We start from the raw sequence: 19,834 nt of genomic DNA on the forward strand, positions 1-19,834 counted from the left end.
CGGGGCCGGGGGTCCCGGCCCCCCGGGCCCCACACGGGGGCCGGGGCCCCGCCGATGCGTGCACGCATCGGCGGGGCCGCCGCGTCACCGTTCGTAGCAGCGGACCTCGTAGACCGTGGCCGGGCCGCGAACGCCCGGCTCGGTGACCCGGACACTGAGTTCGCTCGTGGTGACCGGATCGTCGAGGACGATCTCGTTGCGGGTGGCCCGGTTGCCGGTCACCTTGGCGCGGGTCCGGCCGCCGTCGTCGAGGATTTCGTACGACCGGACGCAAAGCGCGGTGTCGGGGTGCGGATGCCCCAGCAGGACGGACTCCATCGGGTGGTCGAACTCGGTGTCGAAGGAGAGCACCAGCCGGCCGACGATGACCGGCCGATCCCAGCGCAGCACCAGCCGGGGATCCGGGTCGGCGGCGTCGGCGACCCAGACGTTGGGCCGGTCGGTGGGGCGGCGATGACCATTGGTCAGCTGTTCCGGGCGGAACGGGTCCAGCGGAGGGTCGAGCCGCAGGGCGAGCGCCCGGGTTGGCGCGTCCCGGTCCGGCGCCCAGAACTCGACCTCGGGCACGCCCGCCTCCGGCTCGCCGGGTTGGGTGCTCCGGTGCTGGAGCGCGGCGAGCCCGGACAACTCGGCGGCGCTGGTCCGCACCGCGACGGCCGGGTTGGCGAGCAGGCACACGAACGCGTACCGGGGCTCGTCGAGCGTGGCCTCGAACTGGACGTTGACCGGCTGGTCGAGGCCTTCGGGCAGGGAGACGGAACGGCGGTCGAGAACGGCGTCCGGGGTGTAGCTGTCCGGGGCGTCGCCGAGGCGCAGCTCCACGACCAGCTCGGTGCGCTCGGTCGCGTCGACCCGGACGGTGACGGCCGGTACGGGCCCGCGCGCCAGGGGCAGCAGTTGGGCTCGGGCCCGGCTCAGTGGGGCCGACCGCCCATCGGGCGCGAGCTCGGCGACCCGCAGACGGCTGGTCGCAGTGACGGTAGCGGTCCGCGCGAGATCGTCGGGATCGGCCAGTGGCGACCCGGGGATGTGCGCGCCGCCACGCAGTAGCGTGCGCTGTAGCTGTGCCACCCGATCCGGGGCCGACCAGGCCTGCGGGTCGGTGCCCTCGGCGACGCAGAGCGCCGCTGCGGCGCCGACCGCCTCGCCGACCTGGGCGCAGGTGAGCATGACCCGGGTGCTGCCGAAGGCGACGTGGCTGGCGCTGATCAGCCGCCCGCTAAGGAAGAGGTTGGCCACGTCGCGGCTGTACAGGCTCCGGTAGGGGATCTGGTAGACGCCGGGCGCGTGGTGGTGCCGGCTGGCGGCACGGGTGCCGTACAGGCCGTCGGCCGGGTGCAGGTCGATGGACCAGCCGCCGTAGGCGACCGCGTCGTGGTGCCGTCGCCGCTGCAGCACGTCGCGTTGGGTGAGCATGTAGTCACCCTCGAACCGGCGGCCCTCCCGCTTGCCGGGGATCAGGCCTACCCACTCCAGGGTGAGCGTCTCGGCGTCTGGGAAGTCGCCGGAGTTCTTGATGTGGTTCCAGACCCCGTAGACCACGCGCCACAGTTCCCACTTGATCTCCTCGGTGTCGTGCACGGTGTCCAGGTGCCCGCCGTACTCGATCCACCACAGGCGGCAGCCGTGCTCCTTCGTGGAGAAGCTGCGGTAGCGCGGGATCCGGGTGATGTCGTCCAGCGCGAACGCGGGCGGCACGAACCGGACCGGCCGGCCTGTGTCCCGGCTGTAGAAGTAGATCGAGTGGCCCAGCAGGCCGCCGAAGCCGCCGTCGGGGGCGATCGGCTCGTCGAACTCGTCCGGCGCCTCGGAGCCCATCCGGAAGGGGGCGCCGGCGAGGTAGCCGACGATCCCGTCGCCGGAGGCGTCGCAGAACAGCGGGGCGGCCAGCTCGTACCGGGTGGAGTTCTGGGCGCAGAACCCGCTGACCGCGGCGATCCGGTCCAGCGCGGCCATCCGTACCCCGTCGACGGCGGTGTTGAGCAGCAGGCGGATGTTCGGCTCGGCCAGCACCTTCTCCAGCAGGAGGCCGTCGATGAGGACGGGGTTGCCCTCCGGATTGCGGTACAGGTTCTCCACCAGGATCTCGTCGGCGATGCCCCCCTCCCGAGACCACCGGTTGTTGTTGTGCCCGTGGGAGAGGGCCCCGTTGAGCCAGAGCCGTACCTCGCTGGAGGCGTTGCCGCCGAGCACGGGTCGGTCCTGGACGAGGGTCACCCGGGCGCCGCGGCGGGCCGCGGCGATGGCGGCGCAGAGGCCGGCGATGCCGCCGCCGACCACGACCAGGTCGGCCGAGACGGTCACGGTCCGGGGGGTACGGCTCGCGACGGCGGGTTCCCGCTGTAATTGACCATGCATGAGCGCGATGCTATAACAGCAACATGCTTCCGGCGCAGCCCAACCAGTCGCTGATCGACGGATTGGCCTGCCTGCAGGCCCTCGCCTCGTCCAGCGAGGCCGTCGGCAACCGCGAACTGGCTCGTACGCTGGGTCTGGAGCCGACCCGGGTCAACCGGCTACTCAAGACGCTGGCCCATCTCGGTCTCGCCGAGCAGGACGCGCAGCGCCGATACCGGCCCGGCCCGGCGATACACGTGCTGGCGGCGCAGAGCCTGTTCGGCTCGAAGCTGATCCGCCGGGCGATCGGGCCGTTGGAGGAGCTGCACCGGTTCGGGCTGATTGTCGCCTTTGGCGTGCTCTGGCGGGACCAGACCAGCTACCTCTACCACGCCGAGCCGGGGATGACCGCCGCGCACGCGCTTGGCCGGGTGGGGTTGCACCCGGCGACCGCCACGGGCATCGGCATGGCCCTGCTCGCCCGGCAGCCCGACGAGTCGATAAGCGACCAATACGGCCCGTCGGACGAGTTGTCCGGGGCGCTGGCGCGGATCCGGACGCAAAACTACGCCCTTGTCACCACAGACCGCCGACACCGGACGGTCGCCGTCGTGATCGAGGGTGGCGACGCGGCCCTCGGCCTCTCGGGCGAGTTTCCCGACGCGCGGGTGCCCGAGTTGGTGGCCGCGTTGCGGGATGCCGCGGCCGAGATCGGCGCGCCGGGTGAGGGGAACGAGTGATGTTGTCCGTGTCTGGAGTGTTTCCCCACTTGGCCCAGGTGGCAGACCTCGGGCCGCCGCGCAGCGAGATCGGCGTCGGTTGTCTGATGCCCTGGGCGGGCCGGCTGTACGTGTTGAACTACACCTCGCACAAGGCGGCCACCGGGTCGGGCACCAGCCTGCGCCGGATAGGCCCCGACCTGTCGATGGAGCTGGTGCCCGAGACGGCCGGGGTGGATGGCACCTACGCCAACCGGTTCGTGCATTTCCCGACCAACCAACTCGTCATCGGACCGCACGTCATCGACGCGCAGCATCGCGTCCGGACGGTGCCCGAGCTGGTCCCGCTGCGCACCTGCGGCACGGCGCGCCACCTGACCGACCCGGACCGCCTGGTGTACGTGCTGTGCATGGAGGGCGAGCTGTTCGAGCTCGATCTGCGTACCCTCGCCTGCCGGCAGATCGCCGACCTGAACCGGGAACTCGTGACCGAGGGGGAGAGCCGGGTCCACTACAAGGACTGTTACACCGGCTTCGGTCGACTCGTCGTCTGCTCCAACGAGTACGACGAGCGCGACTGGGTCGGCGACCGCGCCCAAGGCCGGCTCGCCGAGTTCGACGGGACCCGGTGGACCGTTCTCGACCGCAAGCCCTTCACGGCGATCAGCGGCCGTGGCGAGTTCGGCGGCACCATCATGGCGGCCGGCTGGGACCAGGCGTCCGCAATATTGGCGGTGTACACCGCAGCTGACGGCCGGTGGACGACCTACCGGCTGCCGAAGGCCTCCCACTGTTTCGACCACAAGTGGCAGACCGAGTGGCCGCGTATCCGCGAGGTGGAGCACGAGCGGTTCCTCATGGACCACCACGGGATGTTCTACGAGCTGTCGCCGTGGGCGTACGGCGGGCGTGTCTGGGGTGTACGTCCCATCTCAACTCACTTATGGGTGCTCGGCGACTTCTGTTCGTGGCGGGGCATGCTGGTGCTCGGTGCCGACAACGCCTCACCCAGCGGCGACCTCAATCCGACGACCGCCGAACCCCAGTCCGGTCTCTGGTTCGGTAAGACCGATGATCTGTGGTCCTTCGGCAAGCCGAAGGGCTGGGGCGGGCCTTGGTGGCAGTCGTCTGTCACGGCGGGTGTGCCGTCCGACCCGTACTTGATGACGGGCTTCGAACACAAGTGCTTGCACGTGGAGAACCAGGGCGAGCGCCCCGTGACGGTGCAGATCGAAATCGACTTCCACGGGCACGGGCGGTTCAGCCGGTACGAGAGCCTGTCCGTCGGACCTGGGGCGGCGGTTACCCGGACGTTCCCAACCGGCTTCTCGGCCCATTGGGTGCGGCTGGTCAGCGACACCGACACGGTCGCGAGCGCCCAGTTCTTCTACACCTGACATCGCGCTTCGGTCGTGCCGCGAGCTGGCGCGGGCGGATCACAGGGCATGGGTCGTGGCGGTGGCGCGACAGAACGTCCGTCTACATTTGTGGATGTGGTGTTCAGGTATGGCATGCTGTCAAAGGTGGCGTTGTTGTCCGGTATGATGGCCGATCTGATCGAGGACCACGAGTATCGATAGAGAAACCGGCCCCAGAGGAACGCGGTGACGTGATGAGCGAGCACGAGATCTCACTGGTCAAGTCGGCCGAGCGGACGGTACGCATCTTGGAGGTACTCGCCGCCGCGCAGCACCGGCTGACGCTGGCCGAACTGCAGGACCGGACGGGATACCCGCGGTCGAGCCTGCACGCCCTGGTGCGCACGCTCCGGGAGTTGAAGTGGATCGAGGCGGACCCGAACGGGTCGACGTTTGGCGTCGGCCCGCACGCCCTGCTGTCCGGGACCGCCTACCTGGACCGCGATCCGGTGTTGGCCTACGCGTACGAGACGCTGGAAGACATCCGTGCCGAGGTCGGTTACACCGTTCACTACGCGCGCCTGGACGGGGCGCACGTGATCTACCTCGCCAGCCGGGAGGCGCGCGACTCGGTGCGGGTGGTGTCCCGCGTCGGCCGTCGGCTACCCGCCCACGTCACCGCCCTTGGCCAGGCGCTGTTGGCGGGGCTGACCCCGCGCGAGGTGGACGAGCTGCTGCCAGAGCCGCTCGTCGCGATCACCGAGCGCACCATTACCGACCGGACCGCACTGCACGTCGAACTCGAGGCGGTCCGCGGCCGGGGATGGTCGTTCGAACAGGAGCAGGGTACGGAGGGCGTGGCCTGCGTGGCGACGGCGGTCGACTACCGCATCCCGGCCACGGACGCGATCTCCTGTTCGATGCCGCTCCACCTCGCCAAGGGCGAGGAACCGGACCGGGTGGTGAAGGCGATCACGACGCACACCAGGCGTCTTGCCGCCGCGCTGCGGCGGGCCGGCATCCGGTAGGGCCTCGGCGCCGGCGGGGGCGACGGCTCGGCTCAGTTACCGCCCGCATTGGGGGAGCGCATGCCCGCCGTCAAGCATCGAGCCGGCCGAACCGACCGAGGAGACGAAACGCATGAGTGATGTGAACAGCGTGGACCCGCGTACGGGTGAGGTCTTGGCCGTGGTCGGCCCCGCGACCACCGACGATCAGGCCGATGCGCTCTGTGACCTCGCCGCCAAGGCGTACCGCGTGATTCGGGAGCGCGACCGGAGCTGGCGGTCCGGGCTGCTTCGAACCGCGGCCGACGCGCTCGAGGCCCAGCGCGACAAGGTGGTCGAGACCGCGGACGCGGAGACCGCCCTCGGCGCCGAACGCCTCCACGGCGAGTTGACCCGGACCTGCTACCAGCTGCGTTTCTTCGCCGACGTCGTCGACGATGGCGGCTTCCTCGAAGCCACGATCGACCATGCCGGGCCTACCGCGATGGGCCATCGTCCCGACCTGCGCCGGATGCTGGTGGCCACTGGACCGGTCGCCGTATTCGGCGCCAGCAACTTTCCGCTGGCGTTCTCCGTCCCCGGGGGCGACACCGCCTCCGCCCTCGCCGCCGGCTGCCCGGTCGTGGTCAAGGCGCACGAGTCACATCCGGCGACGTCGCAGCTGTGTGCGGACATCCTTCGCGGCGCGGCGGCGTCGGCCGACGCCCCGGACGGCACCATCGGCATCGTGTTCGGCCGCGCAGCCGGTGGACGACTGGTCCGGCATCCGGCGATCACGGCGGTCGGATTCACCGGATCGCGGCGTGGCGGCGAGGCCCTCATGCGGCTCATCGATGAGCGGCCGGCTCCCATCCCGTTCTACGGCGAACTCGGCAGCGTGAATCCGATGGTCGTCACCGAGGCCGCTGCCGAGGAACGCGCGGCCGAGATAGGCACCGGCTTTGCCGCCTCATTCACGCTCGGCGGCGGCCAATTCTGCACCAAACCGGGGTTGGCGTTCGTACCGGTCAGTCGTGCCGGCGACGCGGTCGTCGCGGCGGCGGCCGCGGCCGTCCGCGAGAAGCGCGCGGTGGTGATGCTCAACGCCGGCATCGCCTCCGCGTTCGGCCAGAGGCTCGACGAGATAACCTCCCAGGCCGCCGTCGTCTGGGTGGCGTCGGGACGCCCGGCTGGGCGGGGCGTCGTCGCCGAGCTGCTGGAGGTGGACGAGGCCGAGCTCACCGACCGGATGCTCGAGGAGACGTTCGGACCGGTCGCGGTCGTGGTGCGCTATTGCGACTCGGCCTCCCTGGTCGCCACCCTAAACCGATTGCCGTCGTCGCTCACCGCCACGCTACAGACCGGATCGGGCGAGTCGCCGATTGAACCGGCCGTGCGGCGGGCACTGGAGGAAAGGGCCGGACGGATCGTCTACAACGGATTTCCCACCGGCGTAGCGGTGTCGTGGGCGCAGCACCACGGCGGCGGCTGGCCGGCCACCAACTCTCTGTACACGTCCGTCGGGGCCACTGCGATCCGTCGCTTTCTCCGCCCGCTGACCTGGCAGGACGCGCCCGAGTCCGCGTTGCCCGCGGAGCTGCGCGACGGGACCACGGGGCTTCCCCGCCGCATCGACGGTGTTCTCGTCCCTGCCTGAGCGTCTACCGGCCGGGGTAAGGCCGATCGAGTGCACTGCCGCGTGAACGGCAAGTTGGTTAGGTTGTTAGGTTGTAACGCCCGCACGTCGAAGGGAAGAACTCCATGCTCGTCGACTGGCCACTGGATCGTCTACGCGACTACCTGCCCGCCCGCGACGAGCCGACCGACTTCGACGACTTCTGGGCCATCACTCTCAAGGAGGCGCGAGCCGCGCACTGGCCCGCCCGGTTCGTCCCCTACGACGCTGGCCTGTCCACCGTCGAGGTCTACGACGTCACATTCCCCGGTTTCGCCGGCCAGCCGGTGCGCGGCTGGTTCCTGCTGCCCCGGCACGCGAGCGGCCGACTGCCCTGCTTGGTCGAGTACATCGGGTACGGCGGCGGGCGCGGCCTGCCGCACGACTGGCTCACCTGGAGTGCCGCCGGTTACGCCCACCTCGTCATGGACACCCGGGGGCAGGGCAGCAACGGCTCGCTCGTGGGCGACACGCCGGACCCCGACCCGGTCGGCCTGCCTCAAGCCCGCGGCTTCATGACCCGCGGCATCGCCGACCCGCACCACTACTACTACCGCCGGGTCTTCACCGACGGCGTCCGCGCGGTCGACGCGGCGCGGGCGCACCCCAGGGTCGACCCGGACCGGGTGGTGGTCGCCGGCGGCAGCCAGGGCGGAGGGATCACCCTCGCCGTCGCCGGCCTGGTCGACGGGCTCGCCGCCGCCATGCCCGACGTGCCATTCCTGTGCCACTACCGGCGCGCCACCGAGATCACCGACGCCCTCGCGTACGGCGAGTTGGTGTCGTACCTGAAGGCCCACCGCGGTGACGTCGACCAGGTGTTCGCGACGCTGCGCTACTTCGACGGGATCAACTTCGCCGCTCGCGCCAGCGCTCCGACGCTCTTCTCGGTCGCGCTGATGGACAATGTCTGTCCACCATCGACGGTCTTCGCTGCCTACAACCACTACGCGTCGGGTGGCAAGGATATCGCGGTGTGGCCGTACAACGGGCACGAAGGCGGCGCTGGCATGCAGCGTGTGAAGCAGATCAGGTGGCTGCGGAACGTGCTGGCCGGCGCCGAGTCCGAACCCGCCGGCGATCCCTCGGGCTCACGGGCCGCGGGGCAGGCTTGAGGCAGCCTGCGGCGCCATGCCGAAGGCCGGTCGCCAAGCCATGCCCCGGGACGAAGATGGCCAGGTCGCCCGCGTAGTCCCGCATCGCTGCGAACCACGCTGCGTCGCCGCCGTCGACGTTGATACCGATGAGGCTCGGCACCTCCCGGCGAATCGCGGCATAGCTACTTCGACCTGAAAAGAGATCGACGAGGCTGGTTGCGCGCTGCGTGGTTGGCCTCGTTGTCGTTGGTCGGCGTGGGGAGATCGGTGCGGCGTAAGGGATCTGATGCTTCGTACGAGCAACGTGCAGCCGTCGTTGTGGGAGTCGGTGCTGCCGGAGGTGTGCCTGCGGCTTCCGGCGGAGCTGGAGCGGGTTGATGAGTTGCTGGACGACGAGAGGTTCTTCGCTCCGTTCCGGGATCACTTCGACGCCTGGTTGGGTCGCCCGAGCGTGCCGGTGGAAACCTATCTGCGGTTGATGTTCCGCAAGCACCGCTACCAGCTCGGCTACGAGACGCTGCGCCGGGAGGTAGCCGATTCGATCTCCTGGCGGCGGTTCTGCCGCATCGACATCGACGCTGTGGTGCCGCACCCGACCACGTTGATGAAGACCACCGCCCGGTGTGGGGCGGATGTGGTCGCGCAGCTGAACGAGGCGTTGCTGGTCAAGGCAAACGAGCAGGGACTGATCCGGTTGGGAAAAGTGCGGACCGACACCACGGTGGTGTCGGCCGACGTCGAGTACCCGAACGACTCCGGGCTCCTTGCCATGGCGATCGGCAAGATGGGCCGGATCGTCGCGCGGGTCAAGGCTGCTGGCGGCGCCACCCGGACTCGGTTTCGCGACCGCCGGCGCAGCGCCAGCCGGAAAGTCCGCCAGCTGGCCTCGAAACTGCACCTGCGTGGCGCGGTCAACCGGGAGCAGGCCCAGCAGACCGTGGCCCGGGTGACCGGTGAGCTGGTCCAGCTGGCATTCTGCGTGGCCACTTAGAGGTCCTAACAAAATGATCTTTGGATCTTTCGTCCCCTGTAGAAGCTGATCTACGATGTTGGGCCGTGAGGCGTGGTGAGCAGCCGCCGTGGATCGTGCCGGACGGGCTGTGGCAGCGCATCGAGCCGTTGCTGCCCAAACCTGAGCGCAACCCGCGGCACCCGGGGCGTAAGCGGATCCCGGACCGGCAGGTGCTGTGCGGGATCTTGTTCGTGTTGCACACCGGCATCCAGTGGGAGTTCCTGCCCCAGGAGCTGGGGTTCGGCTCGGGAATGACCTGCTGGCGGCGCCTGGAGGAGTGGAACCGGGCCGGGGTGTGGCAGCGGCTGCACGAGCTGCTGCTGGCCGAGCTGCAGGCGGCCGGGAAGCTGGACTGGTCTCGCGCCGTGATCGACTCCTCGCATGTGCGGGCCGCCCGACGTGGCCCAAAAGCGGGCCGAGCCCGGTCGACCGCGCCCGCCCGGGCTCGAAGCATCACGTTTTGACCGAGGGCGCCGGCATCCCCCTGGCCGTGTCCCTGACCGGAGGCAACCGCCACGACGTCACCGAACTGCTCCCGCTGATCGACAAGATCCCGCCCGTCCGAGGCCGCCGCGGCCGGCCCCGCCAGCGCCCTGACCAGCTGTTCGGCGACCGCGCGTACGACCACGACAAGTACCGCAAGGCGGTACGCGCCAAGGGCATCCGCCCGCGCATCGCCCGCCGAGGCCAGCCCCACGGCTCCGGACTCGGCGTGTACCGATGGGTCGTCGAACGAACGATCGCCTGGTACCACGGCATGAAACGGCTACGCATCCGCTGGGAGCGCCGCGACGACATCCACGAAGCCTTCCTCGCCCTCGCCACCTGCATCATCACGTACCGACACGTCGCACGACTTTGTTAGGACCTCTTAAAGTCCGGATCGCCGCGGTCCTCAGGCCGTGACGTGTTCGCCGTTCAGGTCGTTGCCGCAGCGCAGGACGGGGCGGCGGGTGAGGTCGGATGGAACGAGGGGAGTGGGGGCCTGCACGGTGAAGTTGGCGGACTCGCCGGGTAGCAGGGTGACCAGCGCCTCGTCCACGGTCGCCGCGGGGTGTAGCCGGTCGGGGAAGAGGGTCAGGTCTCGCAGTATGGTCCGGGCGGTGACGCGGACTCGGTTCCCGTCCGCGGTCGGCTGCACCACGGCGTCGTACTGCGGCGTCGGCCAGGAAATGTCCTTGTCTTCGGCGAAGAACCAGAGCGCCCGTTCGGCGTAGTCCCCGGCGTCGACGACCAATAGCTCGGCCCGGGCGTCGTCGGGCCTGGTCAGATCCTGCGTCAGCGCGAGCGTCACCGTGGACCAGGCCGGTACGTTCAGCTCCAGTGGCATCTTTGCCCTCGGCTCGCCGGCCAGGGTGAGCCGGGCGCCCGAGGCGGTGGCTCGCCACGGTTCGGGGGCGTCGTTGACGGCGACCAGGGCGAGTCCGCCGGCGCGGGGCTGGATGGTGAGCAGGCGGTCGGCGTAGGCGCGGCGCAGCGCGTACCAGACCGGTTTGCGTCGACCGTCGCCGTCCACAACGGACCAAGACGTCACGGGCCAGCAGTCGTTGAGCTGCCAGAGGATGGTACCCATGCAGACTTCGCGGTGGGAGCGGAAGTGTTCCACCCCGAGCCTGATCGCGCGCGCCTGGTTGAGTTGCGTCAGCCAGTGCCAGTCGTCGAAGTCGTGGGGCTGCGGCAGGTGCGCGGCCAGACCTCGGCGGAGCTTCAGGTCGCCGTCGGCCGCCTTCTGGTGGTGTGTCATGCCAGGGGAGTCCGGCGTCAGCGGGTCGTCGGAGAGAGCCCGGCGCAGGGTCGCGTACGCGGGCGGCGCCTGGTACCCGAACTCGGCGACGAAGCGGGGCACGTACTCCCGGTACTTGGTGTAGTCGTCGGTGTTCCAGACGTCCCAGACGTGCATGGTGCCGTGGGCCGGGTCGTTTGGGTGGATCTCTTCGCTGCCCGACCACGGGCTGCCGGGCCAGTACGGGCGGGTCGGGTCCAGCTCGCCGACGATGCGGGGTAGCAAATCCAGGTAGTAGCCGCGTCCCCAGCTGCGGCGGGCGAGCCGTGCCTGCCAGTCCCACTCGTGCCAGCCCAAGAAGTTCTCGTTGTTGCCCGTCCACAGCAGGAGTGAGGGGTGGCTAGCCAACCGCATCACCTGCTCGGTGGCCTCGGCGCTGATCTCCGAGGGAAACGGTTCCTCCTCCGGATAGGCGGCGCAGGCGAAGAGGAAGTCCTGTTGCACGAGCAGCCCCAGCTCGTCGGCGAGGTCGTAGAAGTCCTCGGACTCGTACCGGCCGCCGCCCCAGACCCGCAGCAGGTTGACGTTGGCGTCGACGGCCTGCCGCAGCCGCTGCGCCAGTCGCTGGCGGGTGATCCGAGCCGGGAACGCGTCGTCGGGTATCCAGTTGACGCCGCGAACGAACACCGGCAGGTCGTTGACCGACAGGGTGAAGGCCGTCCCGTGCGAGTCGCGGGCGGTGTCCAGGCGTACCGATCGGAAGCCGATCCGCCGCGACCACGTGTCCAGCGTCTGCCCTTCGGGGCCGAGCAGGGTGACCGTCAGGGGATAGCGGTGTTGCTCGCCGTACCCTCGCGGCCACCACCGATCCGGTTCGGGGACGGTGAGTGCCACTACGGCTGTTCGTTCCCCGGCCGGGATCATCACCGCGCCGGCCGTACCGGCCACCGCGGCGTGCACGGTGACTGGTACGTCGGCGGCCCGCTCGATCTCGATGTGTAGCTCCACGCGCCCGTCGCGCCGGTCCACGGTCACCAGCGGACGGACCGTGGCCAGCCGGGCGACGGACCAGGTGTGCAGCCCGATCGCCTGCCAGATGCCGGCGGTGACCAGGGTGGGACCCCAGTCCCAGCCGAAGTTGCAGGCCATCTTCCGGATGAAGTTGAACGGCTCGGGGTAGGCGTTGGGCCGGTCGCCGAGGCGATCCCGGTGCGCCTCGGCGTAGTGGTAGGCGGAGTCGAATCGTACGGCCAGCGTGTTGACGCCGGCGCGCAGCAGCGCGCCGACGTCGAACCGGTGACCGCGGTGCATGTTCTCGGTCCGCCCGACCTCGACGCCGTTGAGGCTCACCGTGGCGACCGTGTCCAAGCCGGCGCAGACCAGATCGATCCGGTCGTCACGGCCCGGCGCGTGGTCGAAGGCGGTGGTGTAGATCCAGTCGGTGCGTCCGATCCACGCCAGCGCCCGCTCGTTGTCGTCGAGGTACGGGTCGGGGATCAGCCCGGCGGCGAGCAGGTCGGTGTGCACGCAGCCGGGGACGGTGGCCGGTATGGCGCGGCCGGCGATGGCGGCTGGCACCTGCGGTCCGGGTACGGCCCGCAGGGACCAGCCCTCGTGCAACGGGTTCACGCTGTCACCATGCCTTCCATGTGTGCTGGAGCCGATCTCACCGATCGTCATCGGCGCACTGCTGACGTGGGGTCCCGACTGTTTCCCGCCGCTCGGGTCAGGCCGGCGGAGCCTGAAGGTGGATCTCCTCCAGCCTCCGGTTCGTCTCCCGCATGATGCTCGTCATGTCGTGGTAGGGCTGGTCCTGTTGGTTCACCAGTCCGATGTTGAACGACTCCGTGGAGCCCGGCTTGTTGGTCACCGCCTGGTCGTAGTGCGCGAACCATGCCGAACCGACGAAGGTCGGGGTCGCGGCCAGGGCCTCGATGAAGGACGTGTACCTGACACCCCGGTCAGCCTGGCTGGTGGCGGCGATCCCCGGGTTGTGTGACGTCATCCCCCGGTCGGGCTGCATGAAGCAGAACTCGAGGTTCAGGATCGGCTTGTCGAGCACCGCGTACCGGGTCAACTCCTTGATGTCGCTGGAATACCAGTCGAACGACAGCGCGTCGACGTACTGTGCCCCGCCGGAGTTCCACTCCGGGCTCGTGCGCCACGTCGGCACCAGGCAGGAGCCGAGGAACAGGTGGTGGGGGTCCTGCCGCTGGATGGCGTTGCGCACCGTCTGGAAATACCGCTTCGCGGCGAGGGTGATGAACGCGCGGACGTCGGCGTCCGGTACCCGGTTGATGTTGATCGGCTCGTCCGTCAGCGCCCGGAAGGATCCGGCGTTGGTTCCGAGAATCTCGTTCACCCGGGCCAGATCATCGTCGTACGCGTCGGAGAGGTAGTGAACGAACGCCACCTTGGCCGGAAGGTCGCCGTCGCGCCGCACCACCTCGGCGACGATGTCCCGGCTCCATCCCCGCTCGTTCTCGAAGAAGTACCCGATCAGCCACGGGTCGTCGCGGTACTGCCGAAGGTTGAAGGCACGGTCCAGCTTGGTGGAGAAGTCCGGGTCGAACGGGTCGATCGCCCACGACACCTTGATCACGTCGAGCGGGGTGGGTGCCCGTTCGATGTACGGGAAGGGGACGGCCGGGTCGCGCTGCCACTTGCCTTGGGCGTTGAAACCCCAATCGATCATGCGGCGGTGGGTGATGCCGCGCCACTTCGCCTTGTAGTCGTCGCCGTACTTGCGCATCAGATTGGCCTTGACGAAGTTGACGGTGATGAGCCCGTTCTCGACGACGGCGTAGGCCTTTGCAAACCGGTCCGGGTCGGGCAGTTCGTCGAACACGTCCCGCGGGCTGCCGTCGGGGTTCTCGTACACCGTGCCGTAGCCCCATTCCTCCTCGGAGAAGGCGTCCACGGCCTTGAGGAAGAACAGGTGACCCTCCGGGGTGACGAACCACCAGCGGCCGTCGACCTTCTGCAGCCGGAAGTACCCGGTGGCGCCGTGTCGGCCGAGGCTCTTGATGCCGCCGTACCGGTCGTACCGCTCCGGGTTGCGAACGACACCAGCGAGAGCGGCCGCCTCCTGCGCGTACTCGTGCTGGAGCTGCTCGTCCGAGGTGACCTTGCCCGGCCAGTCCTGGTAGAGGTACTGCCCGTACCGGTCGGCGAGCCTGGTGTACTTGCTCAACTCGGCCTGCAGTTCGGCTGCGGTCAGGGCTGGGCCCGGGTTGGTCCCGGCGTCTCCGTGGCCGCGATGGATCTCCACCTCGGACAGCGGCACATGCAGCAGGGCGCCGGAACGGACGATCTCGATCCGGACGAATCGGGCCTGGCGATCGGCCATCGGGACCGAGAGTTCGTAGGCGGCCTCCCCGGCTCTCGTCGCCTTGCCGGCCAGGTGATACGCGGTGTCGGCTTCTGCCCGGTAGGTCACGCTGATCTCGGTGAAGCCCCAACCTGGTGCGGGGGCGTTGCTGACGATCCTGATCCGGTCGAGCGGGAGATCGTTCAGGAGGTCGAAGACCAGGGAGATGGTTCGGGGCGCGTTGCTCGCCCCGCGCCACCCGACGAAGCGCGCGGGGTCCCCGTCGCCGAGTGCGCCCTGGGCGATTGGAATGAGTCCTCCGTCGCGGTCCGGGACGCCGTCGTCGGGCGTGACGCCCAGGTAGTAGTTGCCAGAGCGGATGATGCCGTCGGGGCTGGCCTGGGCCGCCCGCGGCAGGGCGAGAGCGCCGATGATGGACAGTGCGGGCACGCCGAGGACGAGCTTCCGTCTTGACGTCATGGAGTGGAGCTCCTTGCGTGGTGGCGGCAACGGTCAGGAACGGGAGATGTAGCCCGGGCCGGTAAGCGCGGCCGGTGGAGGCGGGACGGGAGCGAGAAGCGTGCGGCCGTTATCGCCCACCCCGGACAGCGTCCATGTTTGTGGACACCTTTTTGCATACCGAACACGCTGTCGTAACACGGATGTCATGTCAAGACTCTGTGGAGGGTCTCGTCTTCTGCGTGCCGAGGGCCGTCCTTGCCGGACGACCGCCGCCGCCGCGACGGGCCGTCCGCGATCAGCGGATTCCGTGCCGGCGCAGCGTGTTGGCCAGAGCGGTGGTGTGGAAGGCCAATGCCTGGGCGACCCGCTCGATCTCCCTGTCCGTGGCGGCCGAGGCGGGCATCGAGCAGCTGATGGCGTCGGTGGCGGGGATCTGGTAGTGAACCGCCGCGGCCAGGCAGGCAACCTGTGGGGCTCGTAAAAGCCGGTTCGGCTATGCTGCCTGCGAATATTCGTTGATCAACCCGCCGAGGATCGGGCGCCGTCGGACCCTGGCGGCGGTCAAGTCAGTGCCTCCCGACGGCGGGTTGGGCGGCCGCTGGCCGAGCGATCGATGTGGGCGGTGGCTGTTTTAGTGGGCCGTGTAGTCGGCGAGGATGGCCGCGAGGTGGCGCTCGCCGACGATGAGCATCCGGTCGGTGCACTCCCGGCGTACGGTGCCCACCCAGCGCTCGGCGAATGAGTTAGCTCGGGGCGCCTGCGGCGGAGTCTTGATCACGCCGATGCCCTCGGCGGTGAACACGGCGTCAAAGGCCGCCGTGAACTTGGTGTCGCGGTCGCGTAGCAGGAACCGCAGCCCAGCAGCGCGCTGGTCGAGGTTGATCAGCAGATTCCGTGCCTGCTGTGCCACCCAGGCGCCGGTCGGGTGGGCGGTCACCCCGGCGATGTGGACTTGGCGGGTGGCGATCTCGACGAAGAACAGCACGTAGATCCGCTTGAGGAACACCGTGTCGACCGTGAAGAAGTCGCACGCCAGCATCGTGCGCGCCTGGGCTGTCAGGAACTCCTGCCAGGTCGGTCCCGACCGCCGGGGTGCCGGGTCGACCCGGGCATGGTTGAGAATCTTCCACACCGTGCTGGCCGCCACCGGGTAGCCCAGGCCGAGCAGTTCACCCTGGATCCGGCGGTGCCCCCAGGTCGGGTTCTCCGCCGCGAGTCGCAGCACCAGGTCGCGGACCTGTGCGTTGACCGGTGGCCGGCCCGGCCGGGCATGCGGGTACGTCCATCGTCGGGCGACCAGTTCACGGTGCCACCGCAGTAGCGTGGCCGGGGTGACGAAGAACGCCGACCAGCGCGGGCGGGGCAGCAGCTGCGACAGCACCGCCAGCACCACCCGGTCGGCCGGTTGCAGGTCGGGGCGGTGCACCTGGCGGCGCAGCACCGCCATCTGATGGCGGAGCACCAGGATCTCCACATCCTTGGCCCCACCGTCGCGGGCGAGCTGGGACAACATCTGCAGGATCTGGCGAAGCAGCAGGTACAGCAACGACGCGCTCATGGCCACGAGCATGATGGCTGCGCAGGGCTCGAGCTCGCACAGAACCGCACTTCAGACAGCCGAACCGAGTATTCGAGCCCCACAGGATCATGCTGGCGTGCCCGCCGACGAACATCAGCGAGCTGCTGGAGGGCATGCGCGTCCCGCCGTTCGTGCCGACCGTCGAGCGCAGCGTGACGCGGTGCGTCGACTGCTCGACGGACGTGTGGATCGGGCCGAACCAGCGGGCGGCGGCGGGCCGCGCGCCGGAGGCGACGCTGGTGCTGTGCATGGAGTGCGCCATCGTCGAGCAGCACAAGCGGGGCGGCGGGATCGTCGGGCACCTCGGCGGGGGCGACGGCCGACCGCGGCTAGTCCGCTCAGCGGACCAACCGGGGCGGGTCACGGAGACGTGGCCCGCCCCTTCGTGTCGCATTCGGCAGCCACGGGCGGGTCCGCCAGGACGTCGGGGCAGCGGCGGCAGCGCAGCACGAGGTGCCCGCCGCAGGAGCAGGGCCACCAGTCGCAGACGGGCCAGGTCGCCGAGCCGCCCGCGTAGGCGTGGCCGGCGCGGCAGTGCTGCGGCTCGTCGCCGACCAGCTCGCGGACCTGGCGGTAGGGGAAGGCGACCACGTGCGGGTCGGCGCGGGCCCGCGCGATCAGGTGGCGCAGCTGGGCGGTCGAGTCCACGACGCGCTCGACGACGGTCACGCCGGCGGGCGAGGTGTCGGCCCGGTCCCAGCGGATCGTGATGGGCCAGCGGTTGCGCCATTCCACGAGGGCAGGCTACTCGTACAAATGTTCGACCAGCCCGGAAACCTAGTGATCTGTGGAGCCCGGGACGCGCACGCCCCTTCCTGCCGCGTGACCGTTCACGCACCGGCGGCGGCGTCCCAGAGCGGGTCGGCCTCGTCGCCGAGCAGCAGCGGCACGTCGTACACCGACAGGTCCAGCCGCGGGCGCAGGTACCACACCCCGTGGCGCCAGCGCCGGTGCTCGAAAGCGGTATCCACTTCGATCTCGGCCACCACGGTCGGCTCCACCTGCACGTAGCGCAGTGGCTCGGGTCGGTCCAGCTGCCCGCTCCAGCTCGGCGGCAGTGGCTGCGGCCAGGGGTGTGCGACGCCGCCCCGGCGCTGCAACCGGGGCGGGGACAGCAGCGGCGCGAGCTCCCGGCGTTGGACCATCGCCAACGGGTGCGTCCTTCCCGTGTAGCGCAGGTGGCCCCGTCGATCGAACCGGCCGAGGAGTAGCGTGCTCGGGTTGGCGAGGCTGCCGGTCACCCCGCCGACGATCGCCTCGGTCGCCATGCGAACCCGGAACGTCTGCCATCCGCGCCGGCCGGGCTCGTACCGGCCGTCCAGCCGCTTGACGACCACCCCCTCGATCCCGGCCGCCGTGTAGGTGGTCAGCCAGTCGCCCACCTCGTCCATGTCGGTGGTCTGCGGTGTGAGGGTCAGCTGCGCGGGCGCATCCTCGAGCAGCTCCGCCAGCCGGGCCCGTCGCTCGAACAGCGGCGCGTTGATCACGACGTGGCCGCCGGCGTCGGCGAGCAGATCCCACAGGACGTAGTGCGCCCGGTGTTCCCGCGCCATCATCAGCAGGCCCCGGCCGGCGGTGATCCGGCGCTGCAGCCGGGCGAAGCTGGTCCGCCCCTGCTCCCACACGATCAGCTCCCCGTCGAGGATCACCCCCGGCGGAAGGGTGTGGCGGATCGCCCGGGTGATGTCCGGGAAGTACGGGGTGAGGTTCTTGCCGGCGCGCGACTGCAGGTAGACGCCGGCCGCCTCGACGAAGGCGAGGGCGCGGAACCCGTCCCACTTGGGTTCATACGCTAGGCGCGGCCCCTGCGGCACCGCGTCCACCGGCGCTGAGAGCATCGGGGCGACCGGCCGACGCAGCACCAGCTCGGCCCGGCCGAGGCTCACCCCGGCCGGGCCGAGCCGCCCTGGCTGCGCACCACGCTCATCCGGCCCCCTGTCGCGATCGTGCCGGACCGGCATGGCGCCGCGGGCGCAGATCGGACAGGGCGAATGGCTCAGTAAACGGCGACGGCCCCCCGCGCACGAACCCGGGGCCGTCGCCGTGTTCTCAGGGTGTCAGCTATGGGTGTAGCCACTTCCAATCGGCGACGCAATCGTGGGTCTCGAAGATGGCGCCCTTGGGCACCTGGACCTCCGTGTAGGACGTCGCGTAGCCGCCGCCATCCATGCCGTACTCCGGCGGCAGGGACAGCCCCCACATGCAGTCGGTCAGGCCCGTACCTCCGTCGGTCGCCCACGTTTCCCGGCTCGACGTGGTCATCCTTCTCGCACCACTCGACGTTCTTGCAGCTGGACCCGGCGACGTAGTAGCCGCACTTGTCGGGCTTGTCGTCGATGCAGTCGCCTCCCTCGTCGGTCATCGTCGTCGGCAGCTTCGGCGTGTAGCTCGGCGAGCTGCTCGGTGACGGGGTGGGCGAGGCGCTGGGCGTGGCGGCCAGGGTGGTGGCGGCAGCGGTGGGAGATGCAGTCGCCGCTTGGCGATTCCCCACCTCCGGCTGATCAGAGCCCCGTCCGAGCGCGAAACCGACGGCGAGGATGAGGACGGCAACAGCGACGGCAGCTGCGGCGATGAGGATCCGGCGTTTGCCGGCTGGCGCAGCCGCGGTGGGTTCGGTCATGCGCGTGGATCGTAGTGATCATCAGGGGCGTTGGTTGCCCTCGGACAAGCAGTGTCTCCAAGGCGACACAAGATCAGGACTCGGTCGACGCGAGCACCCCCGCGAGCCAGCAGACTGGGTGGCCGGGCTGCCCGACGCCGAGCCGCCAGCGACGGTGGTGTCGAGGTCGCCACCGTGCGGCGGGCCGGAGCGCAGCTGCGCTACAACGGCGGCGTGCGGCTGGCCGAGATGCGGGTGGCGTACGAGATGCTCACCGGATCAGGCGGCCGCCCGGTTGACGAGGACCTCGACGAGGACCCTGTCACAGCGGTTGCACCGCAGGTCGTAGCGGGCGGTGTTCTCGGCCAGCCCGACGAGCAAGAGCGGGTGGTCGTCGTGTCCACGGACGTCCCGGGTGAGCCGGCGCCAGAAGTCGGTGGAGGCGAAGCTGGCTGCCGGCTCGACGAGCCTGGTGGGCTCAGCCACGGCGTCAGGCCGCCGCCAGGCCGGCGGCCTGGTCGATGGCCCGGTGCAGCTCGGATAGCCGCACGGTGACGGTCGGGTCCTCGGCCGCGGCGGCGCGGGCCCGGGCGTCGACGAGTAGTTGCTTTAGGTACCGGCCCGGGTCGGTGCCCAGTCGGTCGGCCTCGTCCTCGAGCCAGCGCGCCAGCTCCTCGCCCGGTCGGATCGAGTACACGGACTTGACCGGCCGTGGCTGGTGCTCGACCTCGCCGGCGGTCCAGTCGACCGGTGCGTTGGCGGCGTTGAGAGCGTCTTCGCGGTTCATCCCCTGCCTCCGCCCAACGTGTCAATCCGCGCCCAACTCGGGCAACAAAGCGGCGTGCTTCGCCGGGTTCGGGTTCGAGCTGTGGTGCCTGCGTGCGCGAGCGGAGACACTGCGGAATCAACCGGATTCGACTCCAACTGCCGACGGCGTAGTCAGCCGAGAGAACTTCGGGCACGCGTCCGCGTTGCGC

General features: G+C 69.9%; 15 protein-coding genes and 1 pseudogene. 7 read left to right on the forward strand and 9 right to left on the reverse strand.

Features of this window, described 5'->3' with window-relative positions; all coding sequences use genetic code 11:
- Window positions 1–84: 84 nt before the first annotated feature.
- A complete protein-coding gene (locus AB0F68_RS31860) occupies window positions 85–2,304 on the reverse strand; it encodes an FAD-dependent oxidoreductase (RefSeq protein WP_357344981.1) in 2,220 nt (739 codons plus the stop codon).
- A 77-nt stretch (window positions 2,305–2,381) separates the two neighbouring features.
- Here AB0F68_RS31860 and AB0F68_RS31865 point away from each other — a divergent pair, with 77 nt between their 5' ends.
- The 7 genes and pseudogenes from AB0F68_RS31865 (at window position 2,382) to AB0F68_RS31895 (ending at window position 10,049) form a co-directional block, all read left to right on the forward strand.
- Window positions 2,382–3,077, forward strand: coding sequence for a helix-turn-helix domain-containing protein (locus AB0F68_RS31865; RefSeq protein WP_357344983.1), 696 nt, complete (start codon window positions 2,382–2,384; stop codon window positions 3,075–3,077).
- A gap of 38 nt (window positions 3,078–3,115) precedes the next feature.
- Window positions 3,116–4,453, forward strand: coding sequence for a hypothetical protein (locus AB0F68_RS31870; RefSeq protein ID WP_357344984.1), 1,338 nt, complete (start codon window positions 3,116–3,118; stop codon window positions 4,451–4,453).
- 215 nt (window positions 4,454–4,668) lie between these two features.
- Window positions 4,669–5,442 (forward strand): IclR family transcriptional regulator, encoded by a 774-nt coding sequence (locus AB0F68_RS31875; RefSeq protein ID WP_357344986.1) that lies wholly within the window; start codon window positions 4,669–4,671, stop codon window positions 5,440–5,442.
- 112 nt (window positions 5,443–5,554) lie between these two features.
- Window positions 5,555–7,057, forward strand: a complete 1,503-nt coding sequence (locus AB0F68_RS31880; protein WP_357344988.1) for an aldehyde dehydrogenase (NADP(+)) — start codon at window positions 5,555–5,557, stop codon at window positions 7,055–7,057.
- 104 nt (window positions 7,058–7,161) lie between these two features.
- Entirely contained in the window at window positions 7,162–8,190 is a 1,029-nt protein-coding gene (locus AB0F68_RS31885; RefSeq protein ID WP_357344990.1) for an acetylxylan esterase, read from the forward strand.
- Window positions 8,191–8,458: 268 nt separating this feature from the next.
- Window positions 8,459–9,145, forward strand: a pseudogene (locus AB0F68_RS31890) (transposase); the annotation flags it as partial.
- Between the two features lie 110 nt (window positions 9,146–9,255).
- A protein-coding gene (locus AB0F68_RS31895; protein ID WP_357345046.1) for an IS5 family transposase occupies window positions 9,256–10,049 on the forward strand; the annotation gives its coding sequence in 2 pieces (ribosomal slippage) (window positions 9,256–9,592 and window positions 9,592–10,049; 795 coding nt in all).
- Between the two features lie 30 nt (window positions 10,050–10,079).
- Here the strand turns inward: AB0F68_RS31895 and AB0F68_RS31900 are convergent.
- The 8 genes from AB0F68_RS31900 to AB0F68_RS31935 all read right to left on the reverse strand — a co-directional run bounded on the left by AB0F68_RS31900 (window position 10,080) and on the right by AB0F68_RS31935 (window position 19,644).
- Window positions 10,080–12,536, reverse strand: a complete 2,457-nt coding sequence (locus AB0F68_RS31900; protein ID WP_357344992.1) for a glycoside hydrolase family 2 protein — start codon at window positions 12,534–12,536, stop codon at window positions 10,080–10,082.
- Window positions 12,537–12,633: 97 nt separating this feature from the next.
- Window positions 12,634–14,697: a hypothetical protein gene (locus tag AB0F68_RS31905; protein WP_357344993.1), complete on the reverse strand. Its 2,064-nt coding sequence runs from the start codon at window positions 14,695–14,697 to the stop codon at window positions 12,634–12,636.
- Between the two features lie 613 nt (window positions 14,698–15,310).
- Window positions 15,311–16,237 carry a helix-turn-helix domain-containing protein gene (locus AB0F68_RS31910; RefSeq protein ID WP_357344995.1) on the reverse strand — a complete coding sequence of 309 codons (927 nt, stop codon included), beginning with the start codon at window positions 16,235–16,237 and terminating at the stop codon, window positions 15,311–15,313.
- Window positions 16,238–16,618: 381 nt separating this feature from the next.
- Window positions 16,619–16,993: a hypothetical protein gene (locus AB0F68_RS31915; RefSeq protein ID WP_357344997.1), complete on the reverse strand. Its 375-nt coding sequence runs from the start codon at window positions 16,991–16,993 to the stop codon at window positions 16,619–16,621.
- Between the two features lie 95 nt (window positions 16,994–17,088).
- Window positions 17,089–18,144 (reverse strand): ATP-dependent DNA ligase, encoded by a 1,056-nt coding sequence (locus AB0F68_RS31920; protein WP_357344999.1) that lies wholly within the window; start codon window positions 18,142–18,144, stop codon window positions 17,089–17,091.
- Between the two features lie 175 nt (window positions 18,145–18,319).
- Window positions 18,320–18,520 (reverse strand): hypothetical protein, encoded by a 201-nt coding sequence (locus AB0F68_RS31925; protein WP_357345001.1) that lies wholly within the window; start codon window positions 18,518–18,520, stop codon window positions 18,320–18,322.
- Window positions 18,521–19,136: 616 nt separating this feature from the next.
- A complete protein-coding gene (locus tag AB0F68_RS31930; protein ID WP_357345003.1) occupies window positions 19,137–19,343 on the reverse strand; it encodes a hypothetical protein in 207 nt (68 codons plus the stop codon).
- A gap of 4 nt (window positions 19,344–19,347) precedes the next feature.
- A complete protein-coding gene (locus AB0F68_RS31935; protein ID WP_262285944.1) occupies window positions 19,348–19,644 on the reverse strand; it encodes a hypothetical protein in 297 nt (98 codons plus the stop codon).
- Window positions 19,645–19,834: the final 190 nt, after the last annotated feature.

The sequence above is a fragment of the Micromonospora sp. NPDC023966 genome, from assembly GCF_040639095.1.
In the GTDB taxonomy this organism is placed as follows: Bacteria; Actinomycetota; Actinomycetes; order Mycobacteriales; family Micromonosporaceae; genus Micromonospora.

Excerpts from the sequence above, each read along its gene's own strand:
- AB0F68_RS31865 (WP_357344983.1), top strand. The coding sequence starts at position 2,382 with ATGCTTCCGGCGCAGCCCAACCAGTCGCTGATCGACGGATTGGCCTGC.
- AB0F68_RS31875 (WP_357344986.1), top strand. The coding sequence starts at position 4,669 with ATGAGCGAGCACGAGATCTCACTGGTCAAGTCGGCCGAGCGGACGGTA.
- AB0F68_RS31880 (WP_357344988.1), top strand. The coding sequence starts at position 5,555 with ATGAGTGATGTGAACAGCGTGGACCCGCGTACGGGTGAGGTCTTGGCC.
- AB0F68_RS31885 (WP_357344990.1), top strand. The coding sequence starts at position 7,162 with ATGCTCGTCGACTGGCCACTGGATCGTCTACGCGACTACCTGCCCGCC.
- AB0F68_RS31905 (WP_357344993.1), bottom strand. The coding sequence starts at position 14,697 with ATGACGTCAAGACGGAAGCTCGTCCTCGGCGTGCCCGCACTGTCCATC.
- AB0F68_RS31910 (WP_357344995.1), bottom strand. The coding sequence starts at position 16,237 with ATGAGCGCGTCGTTGCTGTACCTGCTGCTTCGCCAGATCCTGCAGATG.
- AB0F68_RS31925 (WP_357345001.1), bottom strand. The coding sequence starts at position 18,520 with ATGACCACGTCGAGCCGGGAAACGTGGGCGACCGACGGAGGTACGGGC.
- AB0F68_RS31935 (WP_262285944.1), bottom strand. The coding sequence starts at position 19,644 with ATGAACCGCGAAGACGCTCTCAACGCCGCCAACGCACCGGTCGACTGG.